We start from the raw sequence: 14,077 nt of genomic DNA, 5'->3' as shown, positions 1-14,077 counted from the left end.
CGTTGCGGCAATCTCGTGCTTGAGCACGCCGTCGGTAACTTGTTCGTGCTTACTCTGGAGACCCTGGTTTCGCGGTGTGGTTGATGATGGATATTCGCGTCTTCCCGCTTGCCCTGCTTTTGATCTCCCATGCAATTTGATAGGTATCGCTCCCGTCGATGCCCAGAATGGTAGGAAGGGAAGAGATGACTGATAGGCCTGAAAGCAACGCTGTCGATTTATCGGTTGACGAAGCCTTTTTTGAACTTCTGACCGGCAGTTTTCAACGCATTGTCGGCTCTTCCTTGATTGGCGAGGGCGCGGGGCCGGATTGGCTCTATCGCGATGCGCCGTTTGTGGTCCTCGCCCATAATACGGATGCCGATCCGCGTTTCGTCTACGCCAACAAGGCTGCGCAGAATTGCTTCGAATACTCATGGGACGAGTTCATAACGCTGCCCTCGCGGCTTTCGGCCGAGCTTCCCAATCGGGCGGAGCGTCAGCAGTTGCTGGACGCGGTGACCCGTAACGGCTTCATCTCTGACTATCGAGGTCTGAGGATTGCGAAATCCGGACGACGTTTCTGGATCGATGCCGGTATCGTCTGGCAGCTCGTGGACCGAGATGGCAATTTGCGCGGGCAGGCTGCAACGTTTTCCAAATGGCAGGATGCATAGGCCCTAGGATAGAGACGGACGGTTCAAAAGCTAAGTTCGCTTCATCGGGGCCGCAACAGTCGCGGAAGGTAGCGATCCGTCGGTGAAATCCAGAGCCAATCGCGCTCTCGAATATGGTGGTAAGAACCAGCACGTGTTCATCCCGCCAATCTTAAGGTCATGAGCCGTGCAAAACCGGCATGGCTATCGTGCAGGCATGTGCATTTTATTTAGGCGGATAAATGCCTATCTCCTGCGCATCAGCAAAGGAGACCGTAAAAATGAGAGTATTTGAGAAGATTAAGCGCTTTAGCGAACAGCGCAGAGCCATACGCGAGCTTTCCGCCCTCGACGATCATGTCCTTCGTGATCTCGGCATTGCCCGCTCACATATCCCCTACGCCGTCAGCGGCGCCCGCGGCAACTAAACCATCTTTTCGAGCGCATATCCCGAGGTATGCGCCGCCGCAAGAAGCCTCCGGCGAGCACAATCATCGCCTCTCTTTGATAAGCAATAGCCAGTAGAAGCCGCAGCTCGTGCGGTGATTCCTGGTGGTATCGAAGGCGATCGCCCGGCTTCCCTACCGGCCCTTTCTCTTGACGCGGCATTGGCAATTCATGCCAGCCGCCAAGTTGACAGACGATCCGGAATGCAGCTGATTGCCAAGGTTTTTTCGCTATTATCGTCGCGGATACCATGGCGAAGATTTCAGGCGGCTTGTTCGCAGCTGCCTTTCATGTTCTGTTTTGCGCAATATTCGAGTTCGATCTCGAGCAGCCTTGTTGCCTTGGCAAGTGCATTCTCGGCCTCTGCGAATAGCTGTGGCTTATGCCCCATTCTCGCTTCGCCGTAGTTTCTCGCTCGCATTAAAACGAGGTCAGCCAAAGCGATGCATTCCGGCGTTGGTCGGACAAGGTTCAGGCAATATCGCAAATTGATCGCAACTTCGAGAGCGAACTCAGCTGCCGAGAAATCCAATATCGCGCCCGGCGGCGCTAAGCGAGCTAGAAATATCCTCCAGTGCTGGGTCATCGCAGTACCCCTCTTGTCGGATCGATTGCACAGGCATCGATATATTGAGTGCCAACTTTTGCAGAGCGCTATTGGGTTCCCAACCATGACATTTTACATGGGCAAGGCGTCGGCGTGTCCGCAGTCATATCGACCAGATGAAGTCGTTTTCAATAACGCAATCAGGCGATTGGGCTTCGGTCCAGCTCCTTCTTGGACGTTAGTCTGACGATGTCGCGGCGAAAGGTCTTGGCTTCGATTGCTGAAGTCCAAGCAGAGGTCTCTCCGTTCGATAAGACTTGACCCCTCGCGGTGTTGTAGCGATTTGATATGGTATTAGAGGTATTTGCCAGTCGGCGATAAATGGCGGCGCTTTCAGAGCAGGGAGCGACGACCACTCGTCGCCGAAGCCAACCGGAGCCTCAGGAGGCCGTAGGTGTCATTGCGTCGAAAGCTCATTGCTGCTTTGCCATGCCTGTTGTTGACCATGGTCAGCACAGCACTCCCCTACACCATTAAAATTCACGGCGCTTCCGCGATATTTGCACAGCAAATAGTGGAGGCGAAAGGGGGTAACGGCAATGGCGGTGGCAATGGCAACGGCGGCGGAAACGGCAATGGGGGAGGCAACGGGAACGGCGGTGGCAACAGCGGCAATGGGGGTGGGAACGGCAACAATGGCAACGGAAACGGTAATGCCAATGGCCGTTCATCCACAACCAAGAGCGCTACCCAAAGCCAGGTCGATTCCGACCAATCCTCCGATGATGGCGACGGATCGATTACCGTTCAACACAAGGATGGCATGAGCGAAAATATAAAGAGCGGGCGGTATGTGATGAAGGATTCAAAGGGCCGCACCATCGTCAACCGCAATGCGACGATCGCCGACGAGCAGCGGCTTAAAGCGTTCCTTCACTGACGGCGCCTTTCGAGTTCATCCCTGAACGCCATCGCGGCTTCCGTTCTGTTGCTCACTTCCAGTTTGGCGAAGATCTGGGTCATGTGATGCTTGATGGTCTTTTCATGCAGATCGAGCTTCAGCCCGATATGTTTATTGCTCAATCCGGCAGAAGCCAGTTCAAGGACCTCCCGCTCGCGATCCGTCAATGCGCTGAAGGGATTGATCTGGGCACCAGATCCGTTGTCCGAGATCAGACGCGCCGATAGTGTCGGTGCGACATAGCTGTCGCCCGCGGCAATGCTGCGAAGGATATCGGCGAGGGTCCGTGATCCAACGCCTTTGAGAACATAGCCTTTCGCGCCGCTCTTGAGCGCTGCCATGACATCGTCGCTTGCCTCGGAGACTGTCAGCATCACGATCTTCTGATCGGGTATCTGCCCGAGGATGAGAGAGATGGCATCCAGCCCTCCACCCGGCATGGAGATGTCGAGCAGCAGGATATCGGGACGGCGTTCCGCTGCTATGCGCAGCGCATCCTCCCTGCTGCTGCCCTCACCGACAATACTGAACCCATCCATTTCGGTCAGGCTCCGGATAACGCCCTCCCTGAAGAGAGGGTGGTCGTCTACGACCGCCAAACTGATTGTAGCTGTCATGCCTGCTCCATTTCCTCGATGTTCAGGGACATGCGAACGATGGTTCCCCGGTTCGACGACAAAAGTTGAAAAATACCGCCGAGACTTTCGACCCGGTCCCTGAGACCGGCAAGGCCAAGCTTTTGCGGGCCGACCTCCTTCGGGTCAAATCCCGGCCCTTCATCGGCAACCTCGATCACGATCTGGCCGTCTTTGAAGGTCTGCACGACCTTTTGCCCGATTCCGCCGGCGTGGCGATAACCGTTGTTCAAGGCTTCCTGCACAAAGCGATAGACGCATATTTTTGCGGAGGTCGAAAGTTCTGTCGGCGTTGTCCCGACCATCAGCGCGACGGCGACGCCTGTGCGCTGTTCGTGGGCACGGATTGCCCGTTTCAAAAGATCGGTCAGATTGTCCGTCTCGATGTGCGGTAGCATCAGGCCGCTGCAGACGCCCCTGATTTCGGTCATGGCGTCGTCAAGGCTGGATTTGATGGTCTGCAGCGACGCCTCACGCTCCTCTGGCGAGGCGGTGGAGCTGATGAGGGTCTGGCTGTCCAGCCGCAAGGAGGCATAGGCGACCAATTGGGCGGGGCCGTCATGCAGGTCGGCGCCGATACGGCGCAAATAGCTCTCGTTAAGTGCGGCCGCACGCTGGGTCGCACGTTGAACGCGGGCACGCAACGCCTCGTTCTGTTGAAGAAGCGTCGACAGTTCGCCGATGCGGCCGTTGAGCGCCTTGCGCTGATTGTCGATGGTGCGGCTGCCACGCAGGACGATGATCGACAGAAGAGCGAAGAATGTCAGAGTGAACAAGGCAACGACAAGCCAGCTCAGCAGGCGGGCCTGAGTGAGGCTCCATTCGAAATCGTTGGCAATCTCGTAAAATTCGGAAACGGCGACGACTTTGCCCGACCAGGGCTGCAGTACGGGATTGTAGATTTCCATCAGCGGTTTGCCGCTATTGCGTTCGGCGACGCTTTCCACATCATCGATACGGTTGAATTTGGCAACCATTCGGCCGGAAAAGGCCGTCCTGAGACTATCCGAGAGCGGAAATCGCTGGCCGGAAAGATCCTTGTTATTGGAGTAGAGGATTGTCCCATCGTCGCGCCAAAGCCGGAAGGAATACAGCCGTGTGCCAAGCGCGCCTTGGCCCAAGGTCTCATCAAGGGCGCGCGTTACCGTGTCGTCAAGAGCCTGGGTGGTTTGCATATCAGGCAGGAGCGGGGCGATGACGCTATCGACATAGAGGGCCGTCGTTGCCGCGGAATTACGTGTCACCGCATTCTCGATGAGATTGGCAACGAAGGAGCCGACAACGAGCATCGCACAAAGAGCGACGAAGCCACCGGCGAGCAGAAACTGCCTGGCCAACGATTGGGAATTCCAGCGTTCGATAAGACTTGCTGGAGAAAGTTTATATTTATGATTCGCTCGCGGCACTGGCATAATCGGCACTGATCTCCCAACCCTCTATAGCTATCCCAGCGGGATGGAGTGTCAACTGTTGGGCGTCGACACCCGCCGCGTTGTCCCGAGCGGGGTATTGCCGTCCGGCGTGTGCAATTTATGCGACCATAGAGTTGGATCAATCAGACTATGGTCCTAACCCTCAAGGCATAGGTCGGACCGGGATAGAAAGCTGAGATTTCGGCAATATTCTAGTGCGCATGATTTGCTGGATATGGCCCCTGCCACAGGCGGCGGACATGTTATAAAGGAAGTGCGCATGAAAATCCGTTCCATCATTGGTGCAACAAGCCTCGGCCTGGTGCTCGCCCTTGCACCCATCGGAGGAGCTTCTGTCGGCTTCATGCAGGCGGCATTCGCCAAGGGCGGAAACGGCGGCGGCAATGGTAATGGCAATGGCGGCGGCCACGGTGAAGGAAACTCCGGTCATGAAAAGTCCGGAAGCGACGATGCAAGCAGCCCTTCGACCAATGCGGCGACAACGCAGGGCGCTTCATCGTCGCTGCTGGGGCATCGTGCGGATAAACACTCTAAAGCCCATAGTGCAAGTTCGAAGAGCCATGTCTCAAAGCCCGGTGCAGGTAGCCTGAGCTCGCTCAAGCGAGACTATCACGCCTACTTGAACTCGAAAGACCCCAAGATGGCGGCGCTCTCTGCCTATGTAAAGGCATATGCGGAATTCGAAATGCAATATGGAACGACGGCTGTGCCGACGGATCCGGCCCTCAGCGACAGCGCCCTGCGTTCGGCGCTCGCGCAGCTGTCGAACAAGCCGGTGACGGACCAGACACTCGCCGAAGCAAAGAGCATTCTCGGCGTCGGAACAAACAGCGGAAAAATCGCCGAAGTTCGTGACGCCCTGGAAAGAAAATCCGAAGCCGCGGCCCCATCCGAGAGCGGTACGGCGACTGCCAATTGAAGGCGCTGTACTAGCAGAGTCTTGAGGTAAGCATGCCGGTCGCCGGGCACTTTGCGACGCGAGGTTTCTGCGTTCATCGCTTACAAGTATGGGTTCAAGAGTTTGGCGTCGATGCACGCCTTTCCCTAGCCGGTCCGCCCACCGGCTCTATCGCCGGGTCGGGCCTTCCGCCCCAGACGCTGCTCGATCCGGCGATAGGCAATTTGATGCGTGATGCAGGCGGCCAAGTTTAGAATATGGTGCGCAAGGGGGTGCTGCCTGTGGAAGCCACCGTGAAAAACTCGGAGCTTTGTGAAGCGCTGCAGACCGGCCGCTTTCTCGTTTCGGTCGGCATGGATACGCCCATGGGGAACAGGGGGAAGGGTGGAGAGCGGCTTCCCGCTCCCCACGACGATTAGTTCAGAATCTGGATAACCTTGCGTGAGGAAGGTTCGACGATCACGCGTTCGTGGTTGACGATTGCATAGGCATATCGCGGATTCTGCGGAACTGTGCGAACAACGACCGTATCCGGCAGAGACCTACCGACGACCACTCTCTCGTGGACGATCGTGCCCTCTTCAGGCAAGGGCTGTTCGCGGACATAGGTGACCACCTTCTGAGGCGGCGGATCGATGGCGGTGCCGACAATGGCGCCAGCCACGCCGCCGACGGCGGCTCCGACCGGACCACCGACAACGGCTCCGGTAACCGCGCCACCTGCAGCGCCGGTGACGGTCGACGATTGGGCAAAGGCACATCCGGCGGTCAGGCCAAGCGCGAGTGCCGCAACACTAAGTACTTTCGTTTTCATCAGAATCTCCTTTTACCTTCTCTTCGTCCGTCAATGACGGAGCTGTCGGTAAAACAGAGCTTCGGCGCAGTCGGTTCCTTTCCATGGGCTTCAGTCGAGTGACATTGGGGCGGGGGTCGCACGATGTACTGGACCAAAGCCTCACGCACACGGTCTTCATCGGGAATATGCGGAAATTCATCACGCTCAAAGCTGATTCCGGGGATGGAATACAGGTATTGACTGACTGCAGCCCTCGTGTTCGCTCCTGTCGGAGCCGGCTACTGGATGTGGACAGATACAGGAAGCCAATCCGTCAAAGGCTTGCGATCGCCGCGCACTCACGGCCGAGCGCTCTCAACCCATCAATGTGCGGCGCGGCTCGAAGAAGCCACCGATACGTTTCGCTCCGTCGTCCAGGTGCTCGGCAGGTTTGCGCATATGATCCCGACCAGCAGGATTATGGATACCAAACCAACCAGTGTCTCCCATGACTGCCGGCGAAACGGTAGCGGCCAGCGCGATCGGGATATGTTTGGATCATACAGCATTCATCAGCTCCATATCCAAGGGAGAGCCGTGAGCATCGACGTGGCCGTTCCGGCTGAGATCAAGGCCATGATCGCTCTCTTTTTCTGGCATGCGTTCATCTATCAAGTTTATGTCCGTCGAATTCCGAATGTCTAGTACCTTGATCGACAATATCTGGTAACGAAGCTCCTTGCGATTCCTGGATCTGCCAATTTAAGTAACCTATGGAGAAAATATTTCCGAGATTGGCCGTTATTGCCGCGACGTGAGGCCGTGCATGCTTCAGTCGAGCGCCATGTTGAAAATCTGTTCCGGAATTCGGGCGCGGCTGGTCATTGTGTACAGGAAGTGCGGCAGGTGGCTCCTGCGAAGAGATGACTTTCTTCATGGCTTGCGGAAGCGCGTTACCAGCCGCCTCCTTTGGCACCCGGAAAGCGACGCTATACGGCTACACGCTCGCGGCCGAAAATGTCGAGTTCCGAAAGGCGGATGGCTGCGCTCGCCGCCGACGTGCTGCCGATGAATTCGTCGATCAGAAACGCCACGTAGCCGCCAGTCGTCTTGATGATGGCGATTTCACAGCTCCTTGAGGGCTTGTTGCCCAGCTGCTTGCGCGGCTGTGGACTGGGAGGATCTGCGCGACCTGTCGCGCCATTCAAGGGGTGTGGTATCAGTGACGCGCCGGAACTCGCGATTGAAGTTCGACTTGGTCTGAAAGCCGACATCGAACATGATTTCCGTCACCGGCTTCCCGGTTTCGGCCAACAGCATGCAAGCCTCCGCGATCCGGTACTCGTTGACATATTGCGAGACGTTTTTGCCGGTCGCGCGGTTGATGGCGGTGGAAATCTGCCGGGCGGGAATCGCAAGCTTGCGCGCCAGCCGGTCGAGATTGAGATCGACATCGCGATAGGCGTACCTTTCCTTCATCAGCGTCTGTATGGCATCAAGCGTCTGGGTGTCCTGCAGGATTTCAGGCAGCAGGACAGCCCCTCCCTTGTCGATGGGCGCGTGGCTGCGGCTGGCTGCGGCGGCGGCCGTGGCCAGGATGGCCAGTCCCACGAGATTTCCGAGGCTGATGACCTTCAACGCATATTCACCACCGGCCCAGGCGAAGTCCAGCCAGATGAAGGTATCGACCATTGCCGACAAAAGAAGAGCGCCGGCGGCAAAGAGGACGGCCCGATAGGTCTGGCCGGCATTTTCGAATGGCGCGAGGCGAAGCGCGTCCGTGCCCGAGCGCATGAGAAGCAGGATCGCCGCGGCATAGCCGATGTCGATCAGTACGATGGCGATATCGATTGCGTCGCGCCACACCGCGATCAGCACGATAATGAGCCCGGCCGGCAGCGCATGCAGGCTGATCTGCTGAAGTGGGGAGAGCGAGCTTTTGCGCACCAGTCTGGAGACGCCGAGATAGGCAAGCGGTGCCACCATCGCAGCCGCCACCGGCATGATATACATGACGGGCTGAACGGCATAGCCCCATCGCAGACCGGAAAGCGTGGATTGAAACGCACTGAGAAGGATCAGTGCCTGGAAAGGCAAATTGGGTGGTGCTTCATCGTCTCGAGCCTTTACGGCTGCAAAGAGAACGACGAGCAAAATGGCGACGACAAATGGAAATGGAATGAAGAGCATTGATCGGTTCGTGAAGGATTGGCAGCGATTTTCCAACCGATCATGCCGAAAGATACCCTGCGCGGCGACCTCAAACATGATTGAGGTCATCAAAATCCTGGGGAGGGGCGACGCCCGGAACGAGGGCGGTCAATTTCGCTGGATCCCGCTAAACCACTATGAGATTTTAATTTCTTCGCGCATTGCGCCGAATGGAACGGCTATGCGTGTCGAGCCATTTTTGCGTGACAGCCAGTTGTCGAGATTGGAGCGCGAAGATGTATTTCCAATTGAAGGATACCACAGCCGATCTTCTGGCGAAGTGTCGCCGTCATGAAGAACTTTGCGATCTTCCGCTCGATCTGATCGTCTCTGAAGATGAGGCTTATGACATCCAAGCCGCGGCGCAGGATGCACTCGGCTTTGAGCGCAAGGGCTATGCGATTGTGGGAACGAGCGATCTGTCGTGCCGGACGCTTGGCCTCAAGGGGCCGATCTACTCGGAAATTCCGTCTTCCTCCCTGCAAAAGAGGGCGCAAAGCTTCCGTCTGCCGCCGGGAACCATAGGAATACAAAGCGAGTTCGTTTTCACGATGCTGAGGCCATTTCCGGAGGAAGGCGAGCAAATCTCGCTCGATAGCGTGGCTGAGGCGGTCATGAGCTGCCTCCCTGCAATCGGGGTCGTCGGCCGCCGGACGCGGCGAGCGTTTGCCGGCGCAAACGCTGCGATTGCGGATTTCGGCCTGCATGTCGCGACGCTCTGCGGCGACCATGCCGCAAATGTGGACATCGGCGCTCTTTCGAGAATCGAGGTCACGGCGTTTCTGTTTCGGCAGACCATGGTGTCCGGCAGCTCGTCGGCGGTCATGGGCAATCCCCTGAACGCGGTTGCGTGGCTTGCCGCGGCGCTTGCGGCAAACGGCAGGCGGCTCGAGCCGAGCGATATCGTGGCGACCGGCTCCTGCACTGCGGTCCTTCAGGTCTGTGCCGGCCAACATTTGGCCGTCGACTTCGGGCCGCTCGGTCAGGTCGAATGTGTCTTCAATTAAAATGAATCAAAAGTTGAAAGGACGGATAATGCGGCCGCAGCGAAGGCCATTCGTGGTCGAGATCAAGAAGGACAGGCGTCCCCGCTCGAAATCCTCTCTCGAGCAAGCGACGCGTGAGAGCAGGCGCGCGCAGAAAGGTGCTGGGGCGAGCGTGGGCCTGACCCTTCAGCGTGGGGATCGGAGCTGATGGTCAGTCGGAACATTCCTCACGAATATTTCCTGCTTTCCGCAACAAGGGAGGAAGGCCCTGTTGTCGGCTATGTCAACGGCAAACCTATTTCAGCTGCCGTCGTGGATAGAAACGGCAGCCGCTACCGGTTCGTCGGCATTGCCGTTCGGGATCGCGAAGGCAGGCTTGACGTCCTGAAGCTCAGGCAGGGAGAATGGATCGTCGCGCCAGATCTGATCTATGAGGCGGCAGCCTAATGCCGAGCCTTCCAGGCGTTCCATAGCATCAGCTCCCGGTCGAATATCTCAGCCTCTTTGGCGACTTCCATCCGGTGTTTGATCTCTATCAGGATGCCGTGGATACGATCTCAGGCGATCATATAGCCGCCATCGATTGGCATGGAGATGCCGTTCACCATGGCCGCCGCGTCGGAAAGCAAGAAAAGGATCACCTCCGCAACCTCTGCCGGTTCGACAAAGCGGCCGGCCGGAATGCGATCGCGCATGGGTGCTGCCTTTTCGGGATCGCTCCATGCCTTGACCGCCATCGGTGTCAGCGTCACCGTCGGGTGCACGCCGTTGACGCGAATACCCTTGGGCGCCAGTTCCCTGGCCATCACGCGCGTCAGGCCGTCCAGGCCGCCCTTCGATGCGCAATAGGACGCATGATCCGGTATGCCGATAAAGGCGGCAATGGAGGAGACATTGACGATCGCGCCGGGAAGGCCTCTGCCGATCAATGAGCGAGCGAATTCCTGGGCCACGATCATCGGCGCGCGGGTGTTGACCGCATGCAGATGGTCGAAGGCTTCGACCGTGGTCTCAAGGAACGGCTGCAGCTCGGTCGTGCCTGCGCAGTTGACAAGATAATCTGCCGGAAGCGCAGCGATTGCTGCCTCACGTGTTCTGTCGGCGTCGGCAAGATCGACCTGAATGGCTTCGCAGCCCAGCTCATTGCGCAAGGAAGCGACATCCGCTGCGCTTCTGGTCAGCGCCACGACATGTGCGCCGCGTTTTATCAGCATTTCCGCCGTCACTCGGCCGATGCCCTTGCCTGCGCCGGTGACGATCACTCTCTTGCCTTCGAAACTCATCGGAACTTCCTCTTTCGATCTCCTGCCTGTTTGCCGATCGAAGATGTGAATGCGGCGGGCGTCAACATGAAAATGCAGCGTTCTATCCAAAGCGAACCGAATTTCTCGCCGGGCAGAGGCATCCGCAAACAGCGCAAGTCGCTGAATTTTACGGCGTCTGTTCCGGCGATCCATAATTGCCGCGTCGAAGGGTCGCGCTCGCAAGCCGCTGGAATCATGCTTGAATTCATTGCGAATGCTGAAATCGTCATGAAAGAGAAGAATGCTTCTGGTCGGCGTTCAACGTGGCATATATGTTTCGCCAGTATTTCTTTGCTGGAAAACAATCAGTCTTGCGATGAGGATGGAGCGCAACGACACGCCGCCGCGGATTGAGAACAACAGGGATCGAAAGCAGGATTGCAATGAGTTCAGTATTGGCACCCGACCAGCTTGGCCCAACGGTCTGCGTCGGGGAAATCCTCGTGGAAATCGTCGCCACGACCGTCGGCAATGGTTTCATGGAGGCTCAACCGCTCGTTGGACCGTTTGCGAGCGGCGCTCCGGCGATCTTCATTTCCCAGTGCGGGCGGCTTGGCGGCAGCGCGGCAATGATCGGCGCTGTCGGCACCGATGATTTCGGCCGCGTGAACCTCGAAAGGCTCAAGGGTGACGGCGTCGATATCTCGGCAATATCCATCGACCCGGATTATCCGACAGGCAGCGCCTTCGTTCGCTACCGCGAGGACGGATCCCGCGACTTCGTCTATAATATCGCGACGTCAGCGGCTGCTCGCTTTGGCTGGAGCGAAGGCGTCAGCAATCTCATCGACCGTGCCGGACACCTGCATGTGATGGGTTCGGCGCTATCCGTTCCGAGCGCGTGTGAGGTGATCGACAAGGCCGTCGATATCGTCAAGACCCGCGGCGGCACGCTTTCCGTCGATCCGAACATTCGCAAGGAACTCAAGCTCGACGAGGCGACCGAACGGCGGTTTGCCCGGCTCGTGGCTATGGCCGATCTGCTGCTGCCCTCCGGGGAGGAGCTTGAGCGCGCGGCCGGCGTCGAGGGCGAAACCAATGCGATCCGCCGCCTGTTTGAAATCGGCGTCAAGGAAATCGTGCTGAAGCGCGGGGCCGATGGTGCGACTTATTACAACAGGGAAGGCGAGCGCATCGATGCGCCGGCCTTCATCGTCGCGGAAATCGATCCGACCGGCGCCGGCGATTGCTTCGGTGGCGCCTACCTCACTTGCCGGCGTCTCGGCATGTCGGCGGCAGACGCTCTGACCTATGCTGCTGCGGCGGGTGCCCGCAATGTCACAGTCGTCGGCCCGATGGAGGGGGCCGGCACCCGAGAGCAACTCGACGCGTTCATCGCAGCCACGGAAAGACGTTCCTGATGCGGATCCGTTCCGTCGAAGGGGCGGGGTTTGGAGGTACAGGCTGTTCGACGACGGCCGCTCCATAGGCGCGATTGACCTGATCGCACTGTGGATGTCGCAGACTGTCTCGAGCTTTGCCAATGAATACCCGGTCTGCAGTGCCGGTAAATGATAGCTGTTTTGATCCAAGGAGGAGGAGTTCATGGACGAACTGAAAGGAAAGATCGCCGCGGTGACCGGCGCGGCATCGGGGATCGGACTGGCCTCGACCGAAGCCATGATTGCGGCGGGAGCGAAGGTCGTCTTGATCGATCGCGATGAGAGAGCATTGGCATCGGTGTGCGAGCGCCTGGGCGAACTTGCCATTCCGCTTGTTGTCGATCTGCTCGATCCCGAACAATGTGCCTCGCTGTTGGACGGCATTCTCGCCAAGGTCGATCACCTCGATATCCTTCATGCGAATGCCGGCACCTATATTGGCGGTGACCTGGTGGAAGCCAATCTCGACGCCATAGACAGGATGCTTAACCTCAACGTCAATGTCGTCATTAAGAATGTTCGAACCGTCGCGCCGCATATGATCGGGCGCGGTACGGGCGATATCATCGTCACGAGTTCGGTCGCAGGCCATTCGGCCATTCCTTGGGAGCCCGTCTATTCGCCCTCCAAATGGGCAATGACCAGCTTCGTCCAGGCCATGCGGCGCCAGCTTCTGAAGAGCGGTGTTCGAGTCGGCTCTGTCTCTCCGGGCCCGGTCATCAGTGCCTTGCTCGCCGACTGGCCCGAGGAAAACCTGCGCAAGGCCAAGGAGGCCGGCGCCTTGATCGAGCCCAGGGAAGTCGCAGATGCCATCGTGTTCATGCTGACACGTCCGCGCAACGTGACGATCCGCGACGTCGTGGTTCTGCCGAGCGCCTTCGATATCTGAGGAGTAAAGCCATGGGTTATCAGGAGAAATTCCGGCTCGATGGCGAGCGAGCTGTGGTTACCGGCGGTGGCCGCGCCATCGGCCTTTGCTGCGTAGAGGCGTTGGCTGAAGCTGGCGCTGCAGTCGTCGTCATCGAGCGTGACGAGGCCGACGCACGGGGAGCTCTCGCTTTACGGGAGAAGGGTTACGACATCGATCTGCGGATAGGCGATGTCACCGACTCCGCGCGCATGGAAGCGATCGCCACGGAGCTTGCCGATGGCGGCAGTGCCGCGACGATCCTGGTGAACAATGCCGGGATCGGTCAGAGCGGCATACCCTCGCAGGATGTCAGCGACGCCGATTGGCTGCGAATGATGGATGTCAATGTCAATGGCGTTTTCTGGTGCTCGCGCGCCTTCGGCCGCCACATGATTGCTCAGAAACGCGGCGCCATCGTCAATCTCGGCTCGATGTCCGGAATCATCTGCAATAGGCCGCAACCGCAGACGCCATACAACGTTTCCAAAGCGGCAGTCCATCATCTCACACGGTCGATGGCGGCGGAATGGGCGGAGCATGGCGTCCGGGTGAATGCCGTGGCTCCCACCTATATCGAAACGCCTATGGTGATGGCGGTCGAGGCCAATCGTGAACGCATTCCGGTCTGGCTTGCCGATACGCCGATGGGGCGGATGGGAAGGCCAGAGGAAGTCGCCAGCGCGGTTCTCTTCCTTGCATCGGGCGCCGCAAGCCTGATGACGGGCGCGATCGTCAACGTGGATGCCGGCTTCACCTGCTGGTAGGCGTGTCCTGCGTTGGAGTGCATTCCCTCCGCGTAACGCTGCTCGGCAGAGGCGATGCTACACGGCTTGCATTCGGCTGTCGCGCACCCTTTGCCGCCGGGGGAGGTCTCACATTCCGGCAGCCGGCTGACTATATAGCCGGAGAGCCTGAGCAGTGATCCAGCGGAGGGGGCGAGCATCCTCGTAGCT

General features: G+C 58.3%; 18 protein-coding genes. 12 read left to right on the top strand and 6 right to left on the bottom strand.

Annotated elements, in window-relative coordinates:
* The first annotated feature begins 185 nt into the window (after positions 1-185).
* Together I8E17_RS25415 and I8E17_RS25410 are read left to right on the top strand one after the other, a co-directional pair.
* On the top strand, positions 186-656 hold the full coding sequence (locus I8E17_RS25415; protein WP_069610109.1) for an MEKHLA domain-containing protein: 471 nt from the start codon (positions 186-188) through the stop codon (positions 654-656).
* 260 nt (positions 657-916) lie between these two features.
* Complete coding sequence (locus I8E17_RS25410) at positions 917-1,063, top strand: DUF1127 domain-containing protein (RefSeq protein ID WP_083258017.1); 147 nt, start codon at positions 917-919, stop codon at positions 1,061-1,063.
* Between the two features lie 281 nt (positions 1,064-1,344).
* Here the strand turns inward: I8E17_RS25410 and I8E17_RS25405 are convergent, their stop codons facing one another.
* Complete coding sequence (locus I8E17_RS25405; protein WP_069610108.1) at positions 1,345-1,668, bottom strand: hypothetical protein; 324 nt, start codon at positions 1,666-1,668, stop codon at positions 1,345-1,347.
* A 415-nt stretch (positions 1,669-2,083) separates the two neighbouring features.
* On the opposite strand from I8E17_RS25405, the gene I8E17_RS25400 reads away from it, so the two are divergent.
* A complete protein-coding gene (locus I8E17_RS25400; RefSeq protein ID WP_069610107.1) occupies positions 2,084-2,569 on the top strand; it encodes a hypothetical protein in 486 nt (161 codons plus the stop codon).
* Here the strand turns inward: I8E17_RS25400 and I8E17_RS25395 are convergent.
* Positions 2,563-3,207, bottom strand: coding sequence for a response regulator transcription factor (locus I8E17_RS25395; RefSeq protein WP_069610106.1), 645 nt, complete (start codon positions 3,205-3,207; stop codon positions 2,563-2,565). The two genes, I8E17_RS25400 and I8E17_RS25395, sit on opposite strands and share 7 nt — an antisense overlap.
* Positions 3,204-4,637 (bottom strand): sensor histidine kinase, encoded by a 1,434-nt coding sequence (locus I8E17_RS25390; protein WP_069610105.1) that lies wholly within the window; start codon positions 4,635-4,637, stop codon positions 3,204-3,206. The genes I8E17_RS25395 and I8E17_RS25390 overlap by 4 nt, the downstream gene beginning before the upstream one ends.
* A 280-nt stretch (positions 4,638-4,917) precedes the next feature.
* On the opposite strand from I8E17_RS25390, the gene I8E17_RS25385 reads away from it, so the two are divergent.
* Positions 4,918-5,577 (top strand): hypothetical protein, encoded by a 660-nt coding sequence (locus I8E17_RS25385; RefSeq protein WP_069610104.1) that lies wholly within the window; start codon positions 4,918-4,920, stop codon positions 5,575-5,577.
* Positions 5,578-5,971: 394 nt separating this feature from the next.
* Here I8E17_RS25385 and I8E17_RS25380 read toward each other — a convergent pair whose 3' ends face one another.
* On the bottom strand, positions 5,972-6,370 hold the full coding sequence (locus I8E17_RS25380; RefSeq protein ID WP_069610103.1) for a DUF1236 domain-containing protein: 399 nt from the start codon (positions 6,368-6,370) through the stop codon (positions 5,972-5,974).
* A gap of 267 nt (positions 6,371-6,637) precedes the next feature.
* Between I8E17_RS25380 and I8E17_RS25375 the strand changes: the two genes are divergently transcribed.
* Positions 6,638-7,036, top strand: coding sequence for a hypothetical protein (locus tag I8E17_RS25375; protein WP_069610102.1), 399 nt, complete (start codon positions 6,638-6,640; stop codon positions 7,034-7,036).
* Between the two features lie 420 nt (positions 7,037-7,456).
* Here the strand turns inward: I8E17_RS25375 and I8E17_RS25370 are convergent, their stop codons facing one another.
* On the bottom strand, positions 7,457-8,521 hold the full coding sequence (locus I8E17_RS25370) for an AraC family transcriptional regulator (protein WP_083258015.1): 1,065 nt from the start codon (positions 8,519-8,521) through the stop codon (positions 7,457-7,459).
* Here I8E17_RS25370 and I8E17_RS25365 point away from each other — a divergent pair.
* The 3 genes from I8E17_RS25365 (at position 8,511) to I8E17_RS25355 (ending at position 9,975) form a co-directional block, all read left to right on the top strand.
* A complete protein-coding gene (locus I8E17_RS25365; protein ID WP_210184505.1) occupies positions 8,511-8,837 on the top strand; it encodes a hypothetical protein in 327 nt (108 codons plus the stop codon). The two genes, I8E17_RS25370 and I8E17_RS25365, sit on opposite strands and share 11 nt — an antisense overlap.
* Positions 8,779-9,549, top strand: coding sequence for a hydratase (locus tag I8E17_RS25360; protein WP_219511659.1), 771 nt, complete (start codon positions 8,779-8,781; stop codon positions 9,547-9,549). The genes I8E17_RS25365 and I8E17_RS25360 overlap by 59 nt, the downstream gene beginning before the upstream one ends.
* Before the next feature lie 186 nt (positions 9,550-9,735).
* Complete coding sequence (locus tag I8E17_RS25355; protein WP_069610098.1) at positions 9,736-9,975, top strand: hypothetical protein; 240 nt, start codon at positions 9,736-9,738, stop codon at positions 9,973-9,975.
* Positions 9,976-10,085: 110 nt separating this feature from the next.
* Here I8E17_RS25355 and I8E17_RS25350 read toward each other — a convergent pair whose 3' ends face one another.
* The gene (locus I8E17_RS25350) at positions 10,086-10,811 is read right to left on the bottom strand and encodes an SDR family oxidoreductase (protein WP_069610097.1); all 726 of its coding nucleotides are present in this window, start codon (positions 10,809-10,811) and stop codon (positions 10,086-10,088) included.
* 30 nt (positions 10,812-10,841) lie between these two features.
* Between I8E17_RS25350 and I8E17_RS25345 the strand changes: the two genes are divergently transcribed.
* From I8E17_RS25345 to I8E17_RS25330, 4 genes are all read left to right on the top strand, one after another.
* The gene (locus I8E17_RS25345; protein WP_069610096.1) at positions 10,842-11,186 is read left to right on the top strand and encodes a hypothetical protein; all 345 of its coding nucleotides are present in this window, start codon (positions 10,842-10,844) and stop codon (positions 11,184-11,186) included.
* A gap of 29 nt (positions 11,187-11,215) precedes the next feature.
* Entirely contained in the window at positions 11,216-12,193 is a 978-nt protein-coding gene (locus I8E17_RS25340) for a sugar kinase (RefSeq protein ID WP_069610095.1), read from the top strand.
* A gap of 184 nt (positions 12,194-12,377) precedes the next feature.
* The gene (locus I8E17_RS25335; RefSeq protein ID WP_069610094.1) at positions 12,378-13,103 is read left to right on the top strand and encodes an SDR family oxidoreductase; all 726 of its coding nucleotides are present in this window, start codon (positions 12,378-12,380) and stop codon (positions 13,101-13,103) included.
* Between the two features lie 11 nt (positions 13,104-13,114).
* Positions 13,115-13,888 (top strand): SDR family oxidoreductase, encoded by a 774-nt coding sequence (locus tag I8E17_RS25330; protein WP_069610093.1) that lies wholly within the window; start codon positions 13,115-13,117, stop codon positions 13,886-13,888.
* Positions 13,889-14,077 lie beyond the last annotated feature (189 nt).

It is taken from the genome of Rhizobium sp. AB2/73 (assembly GCF_020871915.1).
GTDB classification, from domain to species: domain Bacteria; phylum Pseudomonadota; class Alphaproteobacteria; order Rhizobiales; family Rhizobiaceae; genus Rhizobium; species Rhizobium dioscoreae.
This window is presented reverse-complemented; position numbering and strand designations above follow the sequence as displayed.

Excerpts from the sequence above, each read along its gene's own strand:
- I8E17_RS25415 (WP_069610109.1), top strand. The coding sequence starts at position 186 with ATGACTGATAGGCCTGAAAGCAACGCTGTCGATTTATCGGTTGACGAA.
- I8E17_RS25410 (WP_083258017.1), top strand. The coding sequence starts at position 917 with ATGAGAGTATTTGAGAAGATTAAGCGCTTTAGCGAACAGCGCAGAGCC.
- I8E17_RS25405 (WP_069610108.1), bottom strand. The coding sequence starts at position 1,668 with ATGACCCAGCACTGGAGGATATTTCTAGCTCGCTTAGCGCCGCCGGGC.
- I8E17_RS25395 (WP_069610106.1), bottom strand. The coding sequence starts at position 3,207 with ATGACAGCTACAATCAGTTTGGCGGTCGTAGACGACCACCCTCTCTTC.
- I8E17_RS25390 (WP_069610105.1), bottom strand. The coding sequence starts at position 4,637 with ATGCCAGTGCCGCGAGCGAATCATAAATATAAACTTTCTCCAGCAAGT.
- I8E17_RS25385 (WP_069610104.1), top strand. The coding sequence starts at position 4,918 with ATGAAAATCCGTTCCATCATTGGTGCAACAAGCCTCGGCCTGGTGCTC.
- I8E17_RS25380 (WP_069610103.1), bottom strand. The coding sequence starts at position 6,370 with ATGAAAACGAAAGTACTTAGTGTTGCGGCACTCGCGCTTGGCCTGACC.
- I8E17_RS25375 (WP_069610102.1), top strand. The coding sequence starts at position 6,638 with ATGTGGACAGATACAGGAAGCCAATCCGTCAAAGGCTTGCGATCGCCG.
- I8E17_RS25365 (WP_210184505.1), top strand. The coding sequence starts at position 8,511 with ATGAAGAGCATTGATCGGTTCGTGAAGGATTGGCAGCGATTTTCCAAC.
- I8E17_RS25370 (WP_083258015.1), bottom strand. The coding sequence starts at position 8,521 with ATGCTCTTCATTCCATTTCCATTTGTCGTCGCCATTTTGCTCGTCGTT.
- I8E17_RS25360 (WP_219511659.1), top strand. The coding sequence starts at position 8,779 with ATGTATTTCCAATTGAAGGATACCACAGCCGATCTTCTGGCGAAGTGT.
- I8E17_RS25355 (WP_069610098.1), top strand. The coding sequence starts at position 9,736 with ATGGTCAGTCGGAACATTCCTCACGAATATTTCCTGCTTTCCGCAACA.
- I8E17_RS25350 (WP_069610097.1), bottom strand. The coding sequence starts at position 10,811 with ATGAGTTTCGAAGGCAAGAGAGTGATCGTCACCGGCGCAGGCAAGGGC.
- I8E17_RS25340 (WP_069610095.1), top strand. The coding sequence starts at position 11,216 with ATGAGTTCAGTATTGGCACCCGACCAGCTTGGCCCAACGGTCTGCGTC.
- I8E17_RS25335 (WP_069610094.1), top strand. The coding sequence starts at position 12,378 with ATGGACGAACTGAAAGGAAAGATCGCCGCGGTGACCGGCGCGGCATCG.
- I8E17_RS25330 (WP_069610093.1), top strand. The coding sequence starts at position 13,115 with ATGGGTTATCAGGAGAAATTCCGGCTCGATGGCGAGCGAGCTGTGGTT.